The 20128-nt window shown below is 69.0% G+C and carries 17 protein-coding genes; 12 read left to right on the forward strand and 5 right to left on the reverse strand.

Annotated elements, in window-relative coordinates; genetic code table 11:
• Positions 1-2: 2 nt before the first annotated feature.
• From ACF8ME_RS18040 to ACF8ME_RS18055, 4 genes are read right to left on the reverse strand one after another with little or no spacing between them, the layout of a single operon-like run.
• Positions 3-1400 (reverse strand): DUF1254 domain-containing protein, encoded by a 1398-nt coding sequence (locus tag ACF8ME_RS18040; RefSeq protein WP_392417667.1) that lies wholly within the window; start codon positions 1398-1400, stop codon positions 3-5.
• Between the two features lie 24 nt (positions 1401-1424).
• Positions 1425-2447: a Bug family tripartite tricarboxylate transporter substrate binding protein gene (locus ACF8ME_RS18045; RefSeq protein WP_392417669.1), complete on the reverse strand. Its 1023-nt coding sequence runs from the start codon at positions 2445-2447 to the stop codon at positions 1425-1427.
• Positions 2444-4561, reverse strand: coding sequence for an acetate--CoA ligase family protein (locus ACF8ME_RS18050; protein ID WP_392417671.1), 2118 nt, complete (start codon positions 4559-4561; stop codon positions 2444-2446). The genes ACF8ME_RS18045 and ACF8ME_RS18050 overlap by 4 nt, the downstream gene beginning before the upstream one ends.
• 9 nt (positions 4562-4570) lie before the next feature.
• Positions 4571-5635, reverse strand: coding sequence for a porin (locus ACF8ME_RS18055; RefSeq protein WP_392417673.1), 1065 nt, complete (start codon positions 5633-5635; stop codon positions 4571-4573).
• Positions 5636-5788: 153 nt separating this feature from the next.
• Between ACF8ME_RS18055 and ACF8ME_RS18060 the strand changes: the two genes are divergently transcribed.
• The 6 genes from ACF8ME_RS18060 (at position 5789) to ACF8ME_RS18085 (ending at position 10769) form a co-directional block, all read left to right on the forward strand.
• Positions 5789-6526, forward strand: coding sequence for a Crp/Fnr family transcriptional regulator (locus tag ACF8ME_RS18060; protein ID WP_392417675.1), 738 nt, complete (start codon positions 5789-5791; stop codon positions 6524-6526).
• 6 nt (positions 6527-6532) lie between these two features.
• Positions 6533-7573: a dihydroorotase gene (gene pyrC / locus ACF8ME_RS18065; RefSeq protein WP_034365040.1), complete on the forward strand. Its 1041-nt coding sequence runs from the start codon at positions 6533-6535 to the stop codon at positions 7571-7573.
• Positions 7574-7606: 33 nt separating this feature from the next.
• Positions 7607-8515 carry an NYN domain-containing protein gene (locus ACF8ME_RS18070; protein ID WP_392417677.1) on the forward strand — a complete coding sequence of 303 codons (909 nt, stop codon included), beginning with the start codon at positions 7607-7609 and terminating at the stop codon, positions 8513-8515.
• Positions 8512-9321 carry a DUF3025 domain-containing protein gene (locus ACF8ME_RS18075; RefSeq protein WP_126311326.1) on the forward strand — a complete coding sequence of 270 codons (810 nt, stop codon included), beginning with the start codon at positions 8512-8514 and terminating at the stop codon, positions 9319-9321. The genes ACF8ME_RS18070 and ACF8ME_RS18075 overlap by 4 nt, the downstream gene beginning before the upstream one ends.
• A gap of 82 nt (positions 9322-9403) precedes the next feature.
• The gene (gene htpX / locus ACF8ME_RS18080; protein WP_013804154.1) at positions 9404-10282 is read left to right on the forward strand and encodes a protease HtpX; all 879 of its coding nucleotides are present in this window, start codon (positions 9404-9406) and stop codon (positions 10280-10282) included.
• Between the two features lie 127 nt (positions 10283-10409).
• Positions 10410-10769, forward strand: a complete 360-nt coding sequence (locus tag ACF8ME_RS18085; protein ID WP_026062496.1) for a YXWGXW repeat-containing protein — start codon at positions 10410-10412, stop codon at positions 10767-10769.
• A 1-nt stretch (position 10770) separates the two neighbouring features.
• On the opposite strand, the gene ACF8ME_RS18090 is transcribed toward ACF8ME_RS18085, so the two are convergent.
• A complete protein-coding gene (locus tag ACF8ME_RS18090; protein ID WP_392417679.1) occupies positions 10771-11694 on the reverse strand; it encodes a LysR family transcriptional regulator in 924 nt (307 codons plus the stop codon).
• Positions 11695-11972: 278 nt separating this feature from the next.
• On the opposite strand from ACF8ME_RS18090, the gene ACF8ME_RS18095 reads away from it, so the two are divergent.
• From ACF8ME_RS18095 to ACF8ME_RS18120, 6 genes are all read left to right on the forward strand, one after another.
• Positions 11973-14090, forward strand: a complete 2118-nt coding sequence (locus tag ACF8ME_RS18095) for a 3-hydroxyacyl-CoA dehydrogenase NAD-binding domain-containing protein (RefSeq protein WP_392417681.1) — start codon at positions 11973-11975, stop codon at positions 14088-14090.
• Between the two features lie 172 nt (positions 14091-14262).
• Entirely contained in the window at positions 14263-15444 is a 1182-nt protein-coding gene (locus tag ACF8ME_RS18100) for an acetyl-CoA C-acyltransferase (protein ID WP_063327246.1), read from the forward strand.
• 10 nt (positions 15445-15454) lie between these two features.
• Positions 15455-16651 (forward strand): acyl-CoA dehydrogenase family protein, encoded by a 1197-nt coding sequence (locus tag ACF8ME_RS18105; protein ID WP_392417682.1) that lies wholly within the window; start codon positions 15455-15457, stop codon positions 16649-16651.
• Positions 16652-16671: 20 nt separating this feature from the next.
• The gene (locus ACF8ME_RS18110; protein WP_012203326.1) at positions 16672-17808 is read left to right on the forward strand and encodes an acyl-CoA dehydrogenase family protein; all 1137 of its coding nucleotides are present in this window, start codon (positions 16672-16674) and stop codon (positions 17806-17808) included.
• 16 nt (positions 17809-17824) lie between these two features.
• Positions 17825-18625, forward strand: a complete 801-nt coding sequence (locus ACF8ME_RS18115; protein ID WP_047326166.1) for an oxepin-CoA hydrolase, alternative type — start codon at positions 17825-17827, stop codon at positions 18623-18625.
• Between the two features lie 175 nt (positions 18626-18800).
• Positions 18801-20051 (forward strand): CaiB/BaiF CoA transferase family protein, encoded by a 1251-nt coding sequence (locus ACF8ME_RS18120; protein ID WP_392417684.1) that lies wholly within the window; start codon positions 18801-18803, stop codon positions 20049-20051.
• Positions 20052-20128: the final 77 nt, after the last annotated feature.

Below are 20128 nucleotides of genomic sequence, written 5' to 3' on the forward strand. Positions count from 1 at the left end.
TCTCATGCGGCCACGGGCTGCAGGGGCGGAACAGGCCATTGGTGCGCGCCTGCCTGCGGGTGGTACATGCGCAGGATGAGGTAGAAGCGCCCGTGCGGCGTGGGCAGCCAGTTGGCGGCGCCCTGTGCCGGCCGGGCATGGCCCAGGTCGATCTGCAGGCTGCCGTCGGCCTCGTGCAGCAAGCCCGGCGTGCGGTCCCCTATGGAGTGGCGGCCGATCTCGTTGCCGTAGAGAAAGCGGTCGGCGTCGTACAGGGTGACCGACCAGAAGGCATCGGCCGGTGGCATGTCGGCGGCATTGAAGCGCAGCACATAGCGCTGGCTGCCGTCCAGCGGCTGCAGGCCTGCGTCGTGGTGGGCGGCCGCGTAGATGGCCTCGCTGGTGGCCAGCGCGCCCAGGCCCAGGTAGGCGGTGCGTGCGCGGCCCAGGTACTCGCTGCCGTAGCGGCCGGTGGACGGCGTCATGGTCCAGGGCCGGGGGCGGCGGTTGCGCCCCATGGCGGCCACGGTGCGCACGCCGTCGGCAAAGCCCTCGGTCAGGCCTTCGCGCACGGGCTCCTCCAGCTGCTCCCACGCCATGTGGGCGCTGGCCACCAGGCCGGCCTGGCCGAACCAGGCCAGCAGTCCCTGGTCCTCCTTGCGGCCAGGCGCCTCGGCCAGCGCATGGCAGAGGTTGGCAAAAAAGCGCGGCGCAACCTCGGCCGCAGGCTCCTGGTTCTCGAAGGCGGCCGCCATGGCGTCCACGGGCGGGCCGACCCAGTTCGCGACGGCGGCCGGGCGGCCTCCTTTCGGCACGCCCGGCGCGGGCTCCAGCCGGATGTCGGCCTGCAGTGCGCGGGCTGCAGGCCAGTCGGGCGCATCGCCCACCACGGTGCGGCCGATCAGCCAGACCAGGTTGCTGGGGCAGTGCACCAGACGGTGGCCGGCCAGTTGCTCCGGCACCTGGCCGCCCGGCCCGACCAGGACCACGGTCTCGCCTTCGGGCGCGCAGTTGCGCGGTCCCAGGTTCTCGAAATTCTCGGTATAGGCGTCGTACAGGGCCAGCACGAAATAGCGGCCCGGATGTGCGGCGCTGGAGGGCACGGTCAGCAGGCGCGGGCCGTCGGCCAGGTGGATCCAGGCCAGCGAGTACAGCAGGTCGTTGGCGGGCGTGACCACGTCGCGGTCCTCATGGGTGGAGGGGCGCTGGCTGTGGTGCAGCGTGTCGAAGTCGCCGCGCATGTCCAGGCCCAGGCCCACACTCAGACCGGTAGCGCGCGCGGCGCCGGCATCGGTCTGCAGGCGGCAGGTGCGGTAGGTCTCTATCAGCGGATAGCCGTAGACAAAGGCGGCCAGGCCGATGGAGCGCGCCAGGGCGCGGCGGACTTCGGGCAGGGAGGGAGGGGTCGGGTTCATGTCCATTGTTTTCTTCAGGGGATGAGGGGGTCAGTCGAGGGTCACGCCCGTGGAGCGCGCCAGGTCCAGCGCCACGGGCAAAAAGGCGGCGTAGGCGGCGCTGGCCTCGGCCGGGCTGTTGCCCTGGGCCTCCAGGCCCAGCGCCTCGACACGCTGGCGCACCTGGGGCTCGCGCATCACGGCGGCGACCTCGCGGCCCAGGCGTTCGACGATGGCGTCGGGCGTGCGCGCGGGCGCCATCAGCGAGATCGATCCCGTGATGGCATACACGGGCTCGCGGTAGCCCTGCTCGGCAAAGGTGGGCACATCGGGCAGGGCCTTGCTGCGGCGCGGTCCGGCCACGGCCAGGGCGCGCAGCTTGCCGGCGTCGATGAAGGGCTTGAGCGTGGCGGCCGAGCCCAGCGTCATCTGGATCACGCCGCTGATCAGGTCGATGGACATGGGCCCCTCGCCCTTGTAGGCCACGTGCAGCGACTGCAGGCCGTAGGCCTTGTCCATGAAGACCTGGACCTGGTGCGGCTGCGTGCCCGCCCCCCAGGAACCCATGGCGTACTTGCCCGGCGACTGGCGCACGGCCTCGACCAGTCCCTTGAAGTCCCTGGCCGGCACGGCCGGGTTGACGGCCATCACCATGGAGGGCGAGACCACGTCCGAGACCATGCGCAGCTCGGTGCGCGGGTCGTAGGGCAGCTTCTTGTAGAGCACCAGGTTGGCCGTGATGGGCCCGGGCACGGTCAGCAGCAGGGTGTGGCCGTCGGGCACGCTCTTGGCCACATGCTCGGTGCCGATGATGCCGCCCGCGCCGCTGCGGTTGTCCACCACCACGGGCTGGCCCAGGCGCTTGGCCAGGCCCTCGGCCAGGATGCGCGCCACGGTGTCGGTGGAGCCGCCGGCCTGGTATTGCACGACGATGCGCACGGGCCGGGCGGGATAGCCTTCCTGGGCCGGCGCGGCGCTGCAGGCCAGGGCAAGACAGGTCAGCGCGGCGGTGCGCAGCAGGGGTGTGTTCATGGTGGCCTCCGGGTGGGAGATGGAATGGGCATTGGCTTTCATGCAGCCTCCCTGCCGATGACCAGCGCATCGACGGCCACGCAGCCGCCGTCCTCGCGCGGGCGGGCAATCAGGGGGTTGATCTCGGCGCTTTCCAGCGTGGCGCCTGCGCGCTGCGCAAAGCCGGCCAGGGCGCACAGCGTGTCGGCAATGCTGTCCAGGTCCACGCGGGGGCGGCCGCGGGCGCCGTCCAGCACGGCAAAGGCCCGCAGCTCGCGCACCATGGCCAGCGCGTCGTCGCGCGTGATGGGCAGCAGGCGCAGCGAGACATCGCGCAGGATCTCGGCATGGATGCCGCCCAGCCCGAACATCAGCACCGGGCCGAACACCGGGTCGCGGTGCACGCCGGCGATGCACTCCACGCCGCCCTGCACCATGGGGGCGGCCAGCGCGCCGTCGATGCGCGCCTCGGGCCGGGCCTGGCGCGCATTGGCCAGGATGCGGTCGAAGGCGGCCTGGGCGCCGGCCGCATCCGCCAGGTTCAGTGCCACGCCGCCCACGTCGGACTTGTGGGCGATGGCATCGCTGCAGACCTTGAGGGCAATGCGTCCGCCCATCTCCTGCATGGCCTGCGCTGCCTCTGCCGCCGTGCGCACCAGCCGGTGCGGCACCACGGGCACGCCGGCCTCGGCCAGCAGGGCCATGCTGCGCTGCTCCGACAGCGTGCCCGCCGCCAGGTGCAGCGCACTGCCTGCATCGGCCATCGCGGGCAGCGCCTGCGGTGTTTCATGCAGGCGGGCCAGCGCGCCAATGCAGCGTATGGCCGCGCCCGGGTCGGCGAACACCAGGCAGCCCAGCGCCTCCAGCGCATCGCGGCGCTCGGGCGGGCACAGCGTGCTGACGGCCAGCAGGGTGTCGGGATGGTGGGTGCGCAGCGTCTGCACCAGGCTTTGCAGCACGGGCCAGAAGGCGTCGGACAGGCCGCCTGCCGCGAAGAAGCCCAGCCAGCTGTCGAACTGCCGGTCGGCCAGCATCAGGCGGGCACTGCGCTCCAGCAGCGTCATGTCGTTGGTGACCTGGCCCGTGATGTCCACGGGGTTGCGCGGCGCGGCAAACGGCACCCATTCGCGCAACTGGCGCTGGGCCGCATCGGACAGCGGTGCCACGTCCAGGCCGGCTGCGCTGGCGTCGTCGGCCATCATGGCGCCCACGCCGCCCGAGACCGTGAACAGTCCGATGGACCGCCCCTTGGGGGCCCGCGCGATGGAGGCGCTGGCCGCCAGCGCGAAGAAGTCGGTGATGGAATGCGCGCGCAGCACACCGTAGCGGCGGAACACCGCGTCATAGACGGCATCGTTGCCCGCCAGCGAGGCCGTGTGCGATGCGGCGGCGGCCGCGCCCAGGGCGCTGGTGCCCACCTTGCACATGACCACGGGCTTGCCGCGCTCCTGCGCCAGGGCCAGGGCCGCGCGCAGCCGGGGGCCGTCGCGGCAGCCCTCCATGTAGGCCATGATCACGTCGGTCTCGGGGTCCTGGGCCAGCCAGGCCAGGCCATCGGCCAGCTGTACATCGGCCTCGTTGCCCGTGGTGGCCCACAGCGACAGGCCCAGCCCGCGCTCGCGCGCCAGGCTGTAGGCATAGGCACCGAAGGCGCCCGACTGGCTGACCATGCCGATGCGCCCGGGCCGCACCAGCCCGCCGCCCGGCGCGGGCGAGAACGTGGCGTAGACCTGGTGGCCGGGGCGCATGAAGCCCAGGCAGTTCGGGCCGATGAGGCGTATGCCCGCCTCCTGCGCGCGCCGCGCCAGCGCCTGCTGGGCGGCCGTGCCTTCGGAGCCGGTCTCGGCATAGCCCGAGGAAAACAGCACCATGGACTGCACGCGCGCGGCGGCCGCATCCTCCAGCACGCCGGCCACCTGCGACTGCGGCACGGCGACGATGGCCAGGTCCACCGGCGCGCCGATGGCGGCCAGCCGCTCGTGCGCGGGCAGGCCCTGCACGCGGCTGGCGCGCGGGTTCACCGCATACAGCGCGCCGCCGTAGCCGAAGCGCAGCAGGTAGTCCAGCGGAATGCCGCCGATCTTGCTGGCCTGGTCCGAGGCGCCGACCACGGCGATGGAGCGCGGCGCGAACAGCGCGTCGAGCCGGGAGGTGTCAAAGCAATGGCTGTCGGTCATGGGTGTCCCTCAGAAGTTGTGGCGCACGCCCAGCGCCAGGGACCGCACGCCGTCGCCGCTGTTGGCGGCCACCGGCACGTTGGCGATGGCGGCCGAGGCATTGGCCGCGTTGCCCAGCTGCAGCCAGCGCGCGTAGAGCACGGTGCGCTTGCTCAGCGCGTAGTCGTAGCCCAGCGTCCAGGTGTTCTGGGCGCGGTCCGTGCCGCCCACCTCGCGCCGCGCCACCGAGACCAGCAGCTTGGAGCGCGCATCCACGCTCCAATCGGCGCCCAGCTGCGCCAGCTTCGCCTTGGGTGTGCCTGCACGGTCCACGCGGTTGATGACGTAGTTGCCCGTCAGGCGCAGCCCATTCAGGGCTTCCCAGCTGGCCGACAGTGCCTGGTACTGGCTGGTGGCGGGCGCGGCCACGGGTGCGGCGGCGCTGCCTTCCACGGACTTCTGGAAGCTGTAGGCCAGGAACCAGGGCTTCTGGTTCCAGCCCAGCGTGGCGCCGTAGAGGCGGCCGTTGCTGCTGTTCGGTGAAGCCGCTTCGCCGAAGGAATAGGCCAGGTCCGCCAGCCAGGGCTGGCCTGCCGGCGTGCGGTAGCGCACCAGGTTGTTGGCCCGTGCCGCAAACGGCCGCAGGCCGGCCTGGGCATCGGTGGCCGACACCAGGTTCAGCGAGGAAAACAGCGCGTTCATGCCCAGCGGATCGGCCCGGAACAGCGCGCCGAACATGGGCGTGTACATGCGGCCCATCTCCACGGCGCCCCAGCCGCTGTTCAGCCCCACCCAGGTCTGGCGCGTGAAGGCCAGGCCCGGGCCGGGAATGGTGCCCAGGCCTGTGTCCGGCGCCACGCCGGCCTCCAGCATGAACTGGGCACGCAGGCCGCCGCCCAGGTCCTCGCTGCCGCGAAAGCCGATGCGCGATGCCGCGCTGCCCCCGTCCTCCAGCCGGCTCAGGCGCGTGGCGCCCGACCTTGCGCTGTTGATGTGGACGTCGACGATGCCGAACATCTCCACGCTGCCCTGGGCCCACGCGGACGTTCCCAGGGCCGCCATGCCGCCGGCGGCCAGCCAATGCTTGTGCTTCACGAACTTGTCTCCTTGGTAGCGCCCCGGATGCTTTGCCCGGTGGCTTGCTTGCTACTATCCCGAGCGACAGGGGATGCACTCTGTCAAGCCATTGACAAATGGCGGTACATGGGCACCGGACTAACCCGGGGCCTTCGACATCGTGAGAGAACCATGCGCTCCAAGCCTGCTCCCGTGGCCGACCCTTCGGCGCTGATCCGCCGCGCCCTGGGCCTGTGCCGCATGCTGCGCAACTGGCCGCCCGAGGTGCTCGATGAGCTGACGGCGCTGTCCCGCCTGGGCCGCTACGAGCGCCACCAGCAGGTGCGCGCCGCCGACCCCAAGCGGCGCGAGGTGCTGGTGGTGGCTTCGGGCTGCGTGGAAGTGGGCGGCGTGGACGCCACGGGCTCGCGCTTCGTGCTGTCCATGCACAGCGCGGGCGACATCGTGGGCCTGGCGCGGCTGCTGGAGCACACGCAATTCGTCTACGACTACCACGCGCACCAGCCCACCGTGCTGGTGGAGATCCCCGGCGAGTCTTTCCTGGCCCTGCTCGATGCCCATCCGCTGCTGTGGAAGGACATCTGCCTGCTGGTGCTGGCACGCATGCACGAGCTGATCGTCGTCCAGCAGCGCCACGCCTTCAGCAACATCGACAACCGCGTGGCCGAGCTGCTGGCGCGGCTGGCCCCCACGCATGGCCAGCCCGCGCCCGACGGGCAGGGCGTGGTGCTGCGCATCTCGCAGAGCGACCTGGCCGCCATGCTGTCGGTCTCGCGCCAGACCATCAACAAGGAGCTGCGCCTGCTGGAGCAGCGCGGCCTGCTGCAGGCGGCCTATGGGCGGCTGACGCTGGTCGATCTTGCCGGCCTGGGGCGCGCGGCCGCAGCCGGCCAGGCAATGGGACAATAGCGCACCATGACCGCCTCCACCGACACCCTCACGATCACCCGTCCCGATGACTGGCACCTGCACGTGCGCGATGGCGAAGCCATGCGCAGCGTGGTGCCGCATACGGCCGCGCAGTTTGCGCGCGCCATCATCATGCCCAACCTCAAGCCGCCGGTGACCACTGCCGAGCAGGCGCTGGAGTACAAGCAGCGCATCCTCTCGGCCGTGCCCGAGGGCATGGCCTTCGAGCCGCTGATGACGCTGTACCTCACCGACAACCTGCCGCCCGAGGAAATCGTGCGCGCCAAGGCGGCCGGCGTCGTGGCCTGCAAGCTCTACCCGGCTGGCGCCACCACCAACAGCGACCACGGCGTCACCGACCTGCGCAAAATCTACCCCACGCTGCAAGCCATGCAGCGCGAAGGCCTGCTGCTGCTGGTGCACGGCGAAGTCACCAGCAGCGACATCGACCTGTTCGACCGCGAAGCCGCCTTCATCGACCAGCACCTCATCCCGCTGCGCCGCGACTTCCCCGAACTCAAGATCGTCTTCGAGCACATCACCACGCGCGAAGCCGCCCAGTACGTGACCGAGGCCGACCGCTTCGTGGGCGCCACCATCACGCCCCAGCATCTGCTGTTCAACCGCAATGCCATCTTTACGGGCGGCATCCGTCCCCACTACTACTGCCTGCCCGTGCTCAAGCGCGAGACGCACCGCCTGGCACTGGTGGAGGCGGCCACCAGCGGCCTGCCCAAGTTCTTCCTGGGCACGGACAGCGCGCCGCACGCGGCCCATCTCAAGGAACACGCCACGGGCTGCGCGGGCTGCTACAGCGCCCATGCCGCCATCGAGATGTATGCCGAGGCCTTCGACAATGCCGGCGCGCTGGACAAGCTCGAAGCCTTCGCCAGCTTCAACGGCCCGGACTTCTACAGCCTGCCGCGCAACACCGGCAAGATCACCCTGGTGCGCGAGAGCTGGACGCCGCCGGACAGCTTCGCCTTCGGCGAGGCGCAACTGAAGCCGCTGCGCTCCGGCGAAGCCCTGCCCTGGAAGCTGGTTTAAGCTGGCGGGACTGCCACCCGCCAGAGGATTGCCATGCCTGAGCCGCAACCGCGCATCGCCCTGCTGATCGACGCCGACAACGCGCCGGCCGAGATGATCGACGAGATCCTGACCGAGCTGTCGACCTTCGGCGTCATCGACATCCGCCGCGCCTACGGCAACTGGACCAAGCATTCGCTCAGCGGCTGGCAGCGCAAGCTGCTGGATTTCGCACTGCGGCCCATGCAGCAGTTCGACTACTCCAAGCACAAGAACGCCACCGACATGGCGATGACCGTGGACGCCATGGAGCTGCTGTACACCGAGCGGCCCGACGCCTTCGGCATCGTCTCCTCCGACGCCGACTTCACCCCGCTGGTGATGCACCTGCGCTCCAAGGGCGCGGCCGTCTACGGCTTCGGCATGGCGCAGACACCCCAACCCTTCGTCAATGCCTGCTCGCGCTTCCTGTACCTGGAAGCGCTGGGCGAGGCGGCGCCAGCCAACGGCAATGGCCAGGACGCCGCGCATGAGGCAAGCCAGGCGGCGGTGCCGCCCGTGGCTGCATCGGCCGCCGCCGCGCCCCAGCCGCCCAACGGTGCCGGCAAGGAACGCGCGCCGGCCCAGGCCGAGCAGGCACCTGCCTCCTTGTCCGCTCCCGAGCCGCAGCGCCCCTGCCTGCGCGTTCCTTCGCAGGAGCTGCGCCAGGACACGCGCCTGCTGAACATGCTGCGCAGCGCCGTCAACGCCACGCAGGACGAAAGCGGCTGGGCCCATGTGGGCGCCGTGGGCGCGCAGATCGGCAACAAGGCCTCGTTCGATGCGCGCAACTACGGCTATGCCACGCTCACCAAGCTGCTGGCGGCCACGCAGGCCTTCGAGATGCGCGACGAAGGCACCTCGCGCGTGGCCGTGCGCGACAAGCGCATGGCCAAGGCGCAGTCCAGGCCGTCCGGCAATTGACGTTTCCCATCGACTGGAATGCGCCCTGGCTGCAGGGGCTGCAAACGCAGGGCAGGGCGGCCTGCCTGCAGGTGGCGCAGGGCCGGCCGGTCTGGCAGGCCTTGCAGTCACTGGCCGACGCACAGGCGCTGCCCTGGCGCTTTGTGCCCCAGCACGATCTGCCCGAAGGCATGGCCTACGAGCAATTCATCTTCGAGACGCGCTGCATCCCCACGCGCGACAACCTGCATGACTTCTTCAACGGCCTGATCTGGCTGCGCTGGCCCGCGCTCAAGCAGCGCTGCAATGCCCTGCAGGCCGGCGCCATTGCCCAGGCGGGCGTGGGCGCGCAGCGCGGGCCGCTGCGCGATGCCGTCACCGTGCTGGACGAGAACGGCGCCCTGCTGCTGGCGCCGGCCGCGCTGTGCGAGGCGCTGCGCCACCGGCGCTGGCACCAGCTCTTCGTGGAGCAGCGCGCACTATGGCGCCAGGCAAGGCTGCTGCCCATAGGCCATGCGCTGCTGGAAAAGCTGGTGCAGCCGCGCAAGCCCATCACGGCCCATGTGCTGTGCGTGCACACGGATGGTGCAGGCGCCACGCCGGCTTCTGGCGCAGCGGATATCGACGCCTGGCTGGCCGCCAGCGCCTGGCTGGAGCCGGACACGCTGGCGGCCAAGCCTTTTGCGCCCTTGCCGGTGCTGGGCGTGCCCGGCTGGTGGCGCGAAAACGAGAACTTTTCCTTCTATGATGACTCTCTCGTGTTCCGGGCGCCCCGTTCCGTACAAGCATCACAACAAGGAATGACAACAGCGCAGGACCCGGCTTGAAAACAGCCGGTGCGGCCCTCACTTTTCAACGCTGCAGGGCCCAGATCCTTCCCCCTTTCCCCACTTTGTGGAGAACCCACTGATGAAACGCATCGCACTTTTTCTATTGACCAACGTCGCCGTCGTGGTGGTGCTGGGCATCGTCGCCAGCCTGCTGGGCGTCAACCGCTTCCTGACCTCCAATGGCCTGAACCTCGGGGCCCTGCTGGGCTTCGCCTTCATCATGGGCTTTGGCGGCGCCATCATCTCGCTGCTGATCTCCAAGCCGCTGGCCAAGTGGAGCTCGGGCGTGCACGTGATCAACGAGCCGCGCAACGCCGATGAGGCCTGGATCGTCAACACCGTGCGCGGCTTCGCCGACCGTGCTGGCATCGGCATGCCCGAAGTCGGCATCTACGAGGGCGAGCCCAATGCCTTCGCCACCGGCGCCTTCAAGAACTCGGCCCTGGTGGCCGTGTCCACGGGCCTGCTGGAAGGCATGACGCGCGAAGAGGTGGAGGCCGTGATCGGCCACGAGGTCGCCCACATCGCCAATGGCGACATGGTGACCATGACCCTGATCCAGGGCGTGATGAACACCTTCGTGGTCTTCCTGTCGCGCGTCATCGGCTATGCCGTGGACAGCTTCCTGCGCAAGAACGACGAAAGCAGCTCGGGCCCCGGCATCGGCTACTACGTGACCACCATCGTGCTGGACATCGTGCTGGGCTTCCTGGCCGCCATCATCGTGGCCTGGTTCTCGCGCCAGCGCGAATTCCGCGCCGACGCGGGTGCCGCCCAGCTCATGGGCCGCAAGCAGCCCATGATGAACGCCCTGGCCCGCCTGGGCGGCATGCACCCCGGCGAGCTGCCCAAGAGCGTGGCCGCCATGGGCATTGCCGGTGGCATCGGCAAGCTGTTCTCGACCCACCCGCCGATCGAAGAGCGCATTGCCGCGCTGCAAAACGCGCAGAACCTCTGAGCGACCGATCCCACCGCTACCTTTGGCGGCGGATCTTTACCCAGGCTTCACAAGCCCCTGTCAACAACCGGCAGGGGCTTTTTCGTTGTATCTGCATGGCCGTACTAAGCGCGGCCAGGAGTGCATCGTGAAGCCTGTATTCATTCAAACGCCGGGCCGTCGCCTGGTTCCGGCCCTGGTCCTGGCTGCCGCTGCGGTGGCGTTGACCGGCTGCGTGGTGGCGCCTGCCTATCCCGTAGGTCCTTCGGGCGAGGTGGTCTATGCGCCCATGGCGCCGCCGCCGGTGCAGACCGAGGTCATTCCGGTCGCTCCCTCGCCGGTCCATGTCTGGATCGGCGGCTCCTGGGGCTGGGGTGGCGGCCGTTATGCCTGGCGTCCTGGTTATTGGGCGGCGCCGCCGCATCCCGGCTATGCCTGGCGCCCGCACCGCTGGGACCATGGGCCGCGCGGCTGGTACCAGCGTCCCGGCGGCTGGTATCGCCGCTGAGTCAGGTGGTGGCGGCGTCGGCGCTGCCGCTGCCGCTGCCACCCTGGCCGGCCTTGGCCAGCAGGAAGTCGATGCAGGTGCGCACGGCCCGCGTCTGGTGGCGGTCGGGCAGGTACAGCAGGTACATGTGGGTGCCGAAGATGCTCAGGCGGTACTCCTGCAGGGTCAGCACCACCTCGCCGCTGGCCACCTTGTCCTGCACCACGTAGTCGGGCACCAGGCCCACGCCCAGGCCCGCCAGAATGCCCTGGCGCAGGAAGGGGAAGTGCTCGGAGATCATGGTCGGCGCCAGCAGCACCTCCTGGCGGTCCGTTCCCTGGTAGGCCGACAGGCGCAGCTGACGGCCCATCACGCCGGCCGTGATCAGCGGGCTGTTGCGCAGCTCGTACAGCGTGGCGGGAAGGCCGTGCTGCTGCGCATACTCGCGTGAGGCGCAGGCCACGTAGTGCACATTGCCCAGGCTGCGCGCAATCACCGACAGCGGCGGCTCCTGGATCACGCGGATGGCGATGTCCACCTCGTCGCGCAAATGGTCGGCCCGGTTCTCGAACAGCACATCCAGCACGATGGCCGGATACAGCCGCTTGAACTCGATCAGCCAGTCGCTCATCACGATCTGTCCATAGCCGCTGGGCACGCTCAGCCCCACGCGCCCTGCCATCCCCTGGCCCAGCGACGTGATCGTCTCGCGCGCCGACATCATCTCGTTCTGGATCGCGCGGCCATGCTCGTACATCCGCAGCCCCACCTCGGTCGGCTCCACGCGCCGCGTGGTGCGCCGCACCAGCTGCACCCCCACCGATTTTTCGAGCTGCGTCAGGTGATAGCTCACATTGGCCCGCGTCATCTTCAGCTTGCGCGCCGCCTGGCTCAGATTGCCGCTATCGATGATTTCCACCAGCAGGGTCAGCGAGTTCAGATCCATTCAGTTCACCAAGCAAAACAGCGAGATCGAGCGCAAGAGCAGAGGGCATAAAACTGGCGCAACCCAAAGCGAGGGACACCGAGGAAGGGCCGTCCCGCACCGAGGGTGTCGTCCCCCTCCCCCGCGAAGCGGGTAGAGAGGGGGAAGCGGCGTAAGCCGCTCAGGGGGTTGTCAAATACGTTTTTACAGTCTGTCAATCATTCATGGGATTGTAAAGAACCATTGTCGTAGCAAGAATGGATGTTTTGAGTGGAAAACCCAAGTTCGGAGACATGCAGATGAGCGAACAAGCCCAGGCTTCCGTGGTCCAGACCCGCCTTGACGGCGCCGTGCTGGTGGTCAGCATCAACAACCCCCCCGTGAATGCCCTGGGCCAGGCCGTGCGCGCCGGCCTGCTGGCCGCCGTGGAGCAGGCCGAATCGGATGCCGCCGTCAAGGCCGTGCTCATCGTGGGTGAGGGCAAGGCCTTCATCGCCGGAGCAGACATCCGCGAATTCGGCAAGCCCGCCATGCCGCCCTCGCTGCCCGAGGTGCTCAATCGTCTCGAAGCCTCCGACAAGATCGTGGTCGCCGCCATCCATGGCCCGGCCCTGGGCGGCGGCCTGGAAGTGGCCATGTCGGCCCACTACCGCCTGGCTTTGCCGGCTGCCAAGCTCGGCCTGCCCGAAGTCAACCTGGGCCTGCTGCCCGGCGCTGGCGGCACGCAGCGCGCACCGCGCCTGATGGGCGTGAAGGCGGCCGCCGACCTCATGCTCAGCGGCAAGCACCTGTCGGCCAAGGCCGCGCTGGCCGCCGGCCTGGTGGACAAGCTGGTGGACGGCACGGATGCCACGGCCGCAGGCCTGGCATACACCAACGAACTGCTGGCAACCAATACCGCGCCGCGCCGCACGCGTGACATTGAAATCGCCGACAAGGCTGCTGCCCTGGCCGAACTCGACGCACTGGCCGCCGACACCGCCAAGAAGAGCCGCGGCCTGTTCTCGCCGCTGAAGATCGTGGAATGCGTGCGCGCCGCCGTGGAGCTGCCCTTCGACGAAGGCATCGCCAAGGAGCGCGCCCTGTTCGTGGAGTGCCTGAACAGCCCGCAGCGCGCCGGCCTGATCCACGCCTTCTTCGCCGAGCGCGAAACCGCCAAGATTCCCGAAGCCAAGGCCGCTGCGCCGCGCCACTTTGCCAAGATCGCCGTCATCGGCGGCGGCACCATGGGCGCCGGCATCACGGTGTCCGCGCTGGACGCGGGCCTCACGGTGACCATGATCGAGCGCGACGCCGAGTCCATCGCGCGCGGCCAGGCCAATGTGGAGAAGGTCTACAACGGCCTGATCGCCAAGGGCCGCATGACCGAGGAGGCCAAGGCCGCCGTCATGGCGCGCTACACCCCCAGCACCTCCTATGACGACATCAAGGATGTGGACCTGGTGATCGAGGCCGTGTTCGAGGACCTCGAGGTCAAGAAGGCCGTGTTCAAGGAACTGGACCGCGTCTGCAAGCCCGGCGCCGTGCTGGCCACCAACACCTCCTACCTGGACATCGACGCCATTGCCGCCGCCACCTCGCGCCCGCAGGACGTGATCGGCCTGCACTTCTTCAGCCCCGCCAACATCATGAAGCTGCTGGAGATCGTGGTGCCCGCCAAGGTGGCGCCCGACGTGGTGACCACGGCCTTCGAGCTGGCCAAGCGCATGAAGAAGGTGCCCGTGCGTGCCGGCGTCTGCGACGGCTTCATCGGCAACCGCATCCTGGCCGTCTACAAGCAGGCTGCCGACTACATCATGGAAGACGGCGCCAGCCCCTACGAGATCGACGAGGCCGTGCGCGGCTTCGGCTACCCGATGGGCCCGTTCCAGGTCACCGACCTGGCCGGCGGCGACATCGGCTGGGCCACGCGCAAGCGGCGTGCTGCCACGCGCGATCCCAAGGCCCGATACGTCGAAGTGGCCGACCGCGTCTGCGAGCGCGGCTGGTTCGGCCAGAAGACGGGCCGTGGCTTCTACCTCTACCCGCAGGGCGCACGCGTCGGCCAGCCCGACCCCGAAGTGCTGGCCATCGTCGATGCCGAGCGCGCCAAGAAGGGCGTGACGCCGCGCGAATTCACCCCTGAGGAAATCATGCGCCGCTACATGGCCGCCATGGTCAACGAAGGCGCCAAGGTGGTGGAGGAGGGCATTGCCCTGCGCCCGCTGGACGTGGACGTGACCTTCCTGTCCGGCTACGGCTTCCCGCGCTTTCGTGGCGGCCCCATGAAGTGGGCTGACATGCAAGGTCTGGACAAGGTGCTGGCCGACATCCGCGAATTCGCCAAGGAAGACGCGCTGTTCTGGAAGCCCGCTCCCCTGCTCGAAAAGCTCGTGGCAGAAGGCCGCGATTTCGAAAGCCTGAACAAGGCAGCGTAACTGATCACCCCCTGAGCCGCTGCGCGGCTTCCCCCTCTCTCGCTACGCGGGAGGGGGACGACACCCTCGGTGTGGGGTGGCGCGGCCGGCGTAGGCCCTTCCTCGGTGTCCCCGACTGGGCCGCGCCGGCAACAAGTAATAGAAATTCCCAAGAGACAAGCAAGGACCGACCATGCGCGAAGCCGTCATCGTTTCCACTGCCCGCACGCCCCTGACCAAGTCGCACCGCGGCGAGTTCAACGTCACGCCCGCCGCCCAATTGGCGGCCTTCTCGGTCAAGGCCGCGGTCGAGCGCTCGGGCATCGACCCGGCCATGATCGAGGACCTGATCCTGGGCTGCGGCAACCCCGACGGCTTCCAGGGCCGCAACCTGGGCCGCCAGACCGTGCTGCGCGCCGAGCTGCCCCTGTCCATCGCGGGCACGACCATCACGCGCTTTTGCGCCTCGGGCCTGCAGTCCATCGCCATCGCGGCGGGCCGCATCGTGGCCGAGGGCGTGGACGCCATGCTGGCCGGCGGCATCGAGACCATCTCGGGCATCCGCCCCGGCAACAACCTGCCCACCGACATGGACCCCTGGCTGGTCGAGCACAAGCCCGCGCTGTACATGGCCATGATCGACACGGCCGACATCGTGGCGCGCCGCTACGGCATCAGCCGCGAGGACCAGGACGCCTTCTCGCTGCAAAGCCAGCAGCGCACGGCCGCCGCCCAGGCCGCCGACCTGTTCAAGGACGAAATCATTGCCTGCGCCACGCGCATGGCCGAGAAGAACAAGGACACGGGCGAGATCACCTACCGCGACGTGGTCGCCACCAAGGACAACTGCAACCGCGCCTCCACCACGTTGGAAGGCCTGGCCAAGCTGGAACCCGTCAAGGGCCCGGACCAGTTCATCACGGCCGGCAATGCCTCGCAGCTGTCCGATGGATCGTCGGCCTGCGTGCTGATGGAAGCCAGGCAGGCCGAGCGCCTGGGCCTGTCCCCGCTGGGCGCCTTCCGCGGCTTTGCCGTGGCCGGCTGCGAGCCTGACGAAATGGGCATCGGCCCCGTCTTCGCGGTCCCCAAGCTGCTGGCGCGCCACGGCCTCAAGGTCGAGGACATCGACCTGTGGGAACTCAACGAGGCCTTCGCCTCCCAGGCCCTGTACTGCCAGCGCAAGCTGGGCATTCCCAACGAGCGCCTGAACGTCAACGGCGGCGCCATCTCCATCGGCCACCCCTTCGGCATGACGGGTGCGCGCCTGGCGGGCCACATCCTGCTGGAAGGCCGGCGCCGCAAGGCCAAGTGGGGCGTGGTCACCATGTGCATCGCTGGTGGCATGGGCGCCGCAGGCCTGTTCGAAATTTATTGAGGACACAGCAATGGATTTGCAATTCACCCCCGAAGAACTGGCCTTCCGCGACGAGGTTCGCGGCTTCCTCAAGGACAAGCTGCCCGAGGACCTGTCGCACAAGGTCAAGAACGGCCTGCAGCTGACCAAGCAGGACATGGAGCGCTGGCACGCCATCCTCAACGAGCGCGGCTGGCTGGCCAACCACTGGCCCGAGCAGCACGGCGGCCCGGGCTGGAGCGCGGTGCAGAAATTCATCTTCGAGCATGAATGCGCACTGGCGGGCACGCCGCGCATCGTGCCCTTCGGGCTGAGCATGCTGGGCCCCGTCCTGATCAAGTACGGCAACGAGGCGCAGAAGGCCCACTGGCTGCCGCGCATCCTCAATGGCGCCGACTGGTGGTGCCAGGGCTATTCGGAGCCGGGTTCGGGCTCGGACCTGGCCTCGGTCAAGACGTCGGCCGTGCGCGATGGAGATCACTACATCGTCAACGGCCAGAAGACCTGGACCACGCTGGGCCAGCACGCCAACATGATCTTCTGCCTGGTGCGCACCAACCGCGAGGCCAAGGCGCAGCAGGGCATCAGCTTCCTGCTGGTGGACATGAACTCGCCCGGCGTGGAAGTGCGCCCCATCATCACGCTGGACGGCGAGCACGAGGTCAACGAAGTCTTCTTCACCGACGTCAAGGTGCCCGTGGAGAACCTGGTCGGCGAAGAGAATAAGGGCTGGACCTACGCCAAGTACCTGCTGACCTACGAGCGCACCAACATCGCGGGCGTGGGCTTCTCGGTGGCCGGCCTGGAAAAGCTCAAGGCCGTCGCCGGCCGCATGCTGCGCAATGGCAAGCCGCTGACGCAGGACCCGCTGTTCGCGGCCCGCCTGGCCAAGGTCGAGATCGACCTGGAGAACATGAAGACCACCAACCTGCGCGTGATCGCCGCCGTGGCCGGCGGCGGCGTGCCGGGCGCCGAAAGCTCCATGCTCAAGATCCGCGGCACCGAGATCCGCCAGGAAATCCTGTCCCTGGTGCGCCGCGCCATGGGACCCTACGCCGCGCCCTTCATCGAAGAGGCCCTGCAGGCCGGCTACGACCAGCCCGCCATCGGCGACGCGGCTGCCGCCACGGCCGCCGCCGCGTACTTCAACTACCGCAAGCTGTCGATCTTCGGCGGCTCCAACGAAATCCAGAAGAACATCATCTCCAAGATGATCCTCGGCCTCTGATCCGGCAAGGAAAACGGAACATGAACTTCGAACACACCGAAGACCGCCGCATGCTGGCGGACAGCCTCAACCGCTTCGTCTCCGAGCAGTACGCCATCGAGGCGCGCAACCACGTCGCCTATGGCGAGGAAGGCCACAGCCCGCTGCTGTACGGGCAGTTCGCGGACATCGGCGCTATCGGCGCGCTGTTCCCCGAGGACGCCGGCGGCTTCGGCGGCCAGGGCTTCGACATCAGCGTGGTCTTCGAATGCCTGGGCCGCGGCCTGGTGGCCGAGCCGCTGCTGGGCGCCCTGGTCGTGGGCCAGGCCCTGATCGCGGCCGGCAGCGATGCGCAAAAGGAACAGCTGGCAGCCATCATCGGCGGCACGTCCATTGCGGCCCTGGCCCATGACGAGCCCGGCAGCCACTACGAGCTCAACAACGTCGCCACCACGGCCGTGCGCAGCGGCGACGGCTGGGTGCTGAACGGTGCCAAGGGCGTGGTCGCCTTCGGCGAGAAGGCCGACCTGCTGCTGGTCTCGGCCCGCACCTCGGGCAGCCAGTACGACGAGGCCGGCATCAGCCTGTTCCTGGTCCCCGGCAATGCCGCAGGCATCCAAAAGCGCGGCTACAACCGCATCGAGGGCGGCCGCGCGGCCGAGCTGGTGCTGGACAAGGTGCAGGTCGGCGCAGACGCCCTGCTGGGCGAAGAAGGCCAGGGCCTGTCCCTGCTGGAACGCATCAGCGGCTACGCCGTGCTGGCGCTGACCGCCGAGGCCGTGGGCGCCATGGACGTGGCCAAGGACCAGACGCTGGAGTACCTGCGCACGCGCAAGCAGTTCGGCGTGCCCATCGGCAGCTTCCAGGCCCTGCAGCACCGCATGGCCGACCTGCTGCTGGAAGTGGAGCAGGCGCGCTCGGCCGTGATCAACGCGGCCGCCGCCATTGCGGACGAAGACCGCGTGGCGCGCGAGAAGGCCCTGTCGGCCGCCAAGTACAGCATCGGCCGCATCGGCACCCTGGTGGCCGAGGAAAGCATCCAGATGCATGGCGGCATCGGCATGACCTGGGAACTGCCCCTGGCCCACTACGCCAAGCGCCTGGTCATGATCGACCACCAGTTCGGCGACGAGGACCACCACCTGTCGCGTTACATCGCACTCGGCTCGCAACACTGAGCCAAGGAAAGCCGCCATGACCGAAGCGAACCAAGTCCTGCTGACCCGCCGCGAAGGCGCCGTGCTGGTGCTGTCCAACAACAACGTGGCCGCGCGCAATGCGCTGTCGCCCGAGTTCTACGCGGCCGTCTCGGCGGCGCTCAAGAGCGCGGCGACCGACCCCACCGTGGGCGCCGTGGTGCTCACGGGCGAGGGCGGCCACTTCTGCGCGGGCGGCGACCTGCGCCAGCTGGCCAAGCGCCGCGAGCTGCCGGTGCAGGAGCGACGCGCCAAGCTCGAAGGCCTGCATGACCTGATCCGCAGCGTGCGCGACTTTCCCAAGCCCGTGATCGCCGCCGTCGAAGGCGCGGCGGCCGGCGCGGGCCTGTCGCTGGCCCTGGCCTGCGACATGCTGGTGGCGGCGAAGAACGCCGTGTTCTCGGTCGCCTACGTCAAGGTCGGCCTCACGCCCGATGGCGGCGCCACCGCCTTCCTGGCCGAGTTCGTCTCGCGCCAGGTGCTGACCGAGCTGTGCCTGACCGGCGAGCGCATCAGCGGCGAGCGCCTGCATGCCCTGGGCCCCGTCAACCGCCTGTCCGAACCGGGCCAGGCCCAGGCCGACGCCGTGGCGTTGGCCGCCCAGGTGGCCACCGGGCCCGACCAGGCCATGGCCCTGATCAAGGACCTGTGCCGCCAGGCGCCGCGCAACACGCTGGAAGAGCAGCTGGAGCTGGAGGCGCAGTACATGGTGCGCTCGCAGGAGAGCGAGGAATCGCGCGAAGGCATTGGCGCCTTCCTCGAAAAGCGCAGCGCCGACTTCACCAAGCTGCGCGGCTGAAATGAAGCACCCCCTGAGCGGCTGCGCCGCTTCCCCCTCTCTCGCTACGCGGGAGGGGGACGGCGCCCTCGCTGCGGGGCGGCCCTTGCTAGGCGCCCCGGGTTTGGGCCACGCCAGTTGCAAGGGTTATGAGCCGTATGGACGTTGTTGAATAGAGGAATCTCAAGGAGACAAGATGGCAAGCAAGGAAAAATCGGGCGACATCGACTTCCCGCTGGAGGGTGTGCGCGTGCTCGACCTCTCGCGCGTGTTCGCGGGGCCGCTGTGCGGCATGGTGCTGGCCGACTTCGGCGCCGAAGTGGTCAAGGTCGAGCACCCGGGCCGCGGCGACGACACGCGCGACTGGGGCCTGCGCATCGGCAAGACCGAGACCACCTACTACAACAGCATGAACCGCAACAAGCGGTCCATCACGCTGGACCTGCAGACCCCCGAGGGCGTGAAGATCGTCCACGACCTGCTGCCCCAGTTCGACGTGGTCATCCACAACTTCAAGACCGGCGGCGCCGAGAAGCTGGGCCTGGGCTACGAACAGCTCAAGGCCATCAAGCCCGGCATCATCTACTGCGCCGTGGCCGGCTATGACAGCAGCGGCCCCGAGGCCAAGCGCCCCGGCTACGACCTGGTCATCCAGGGCGAGGCCGGCCTCATGGCGCTCAACGGCGAGGCCGGCACGCCGCCGCTCAAGTTCGGCGTGGCCGTGGTCGATCTCATGACCGGCATGTACGCGGCCCAGGCCATCCTGGCCGCGCTGTTCCGCCGCGAGCGCACGGGCAAGGGCCGCCTCATCGAGATGGCGCTGTACGACAGCGGCATCATGATTACCGGCTACTACGGCCTGGACGCCATGCAGCTGGGCCATGACCCCGAGCGCTATGGCAATGCCCACCCCTCCATCGTTCCCTACGGCATGTATGAGGCGGCCGACGGCCCGCTGATCATCGCCGTGGGCAACAACGCCCAGTTCGACAAGTTCTGCCGCCAGGTGGTGATGCGCCCCGACATCGTCGAGGACGAGCGTTTCTCCACCAACGTCAACCGCGCCAAGAACCGCCTGGAGCTGGGCCCCATGCTCAAGGAACTGATCCGCTCCTTCCCGCGCGATCTGCTGCTGGAGCGCCTGACGGCCGCCGGCATCCCCTGCGGCCGTGTGGCCGGCCTGCACGAGGCCCTGACCAGCGAGCGCACGCGCCGTGGCGGCCTGCTGCAGGACATGCCCCACCCCGTGGTCGGCACCACGCCCGTGTTCGCGCCGCCCTACCGCCTGGACGGCCAGCGCCTGCCCATACGCCATGCACCGCCCACGCTGGGCGAGGGCACGCGCGAGGTGCTGCACCGGCTGCTGAGCCTGAGCGACGAGCAGCTGCAGCAGCTGCAGTCCAAGGGCGTGCTGACCCTGCCCGAGACCCCCGCGCAACAGGGATAAGAGGACCGATCACGCGACTGATTCCACGGGGGCCATTGATGCCCGGCTCCCGACCCGCCAGGTTTGCATGCCGCACC

This window comes from Delftia sp. WSY_7, assembly GCF_043104845.1.
Classification (GTDB): domain Bacteria; phylum Pseudomonadota; class Gammaproteobacteria; order Burkholderiales; family Burkholderiaceae_C; genus Comamonas; species Comamonas tsuruhatensis.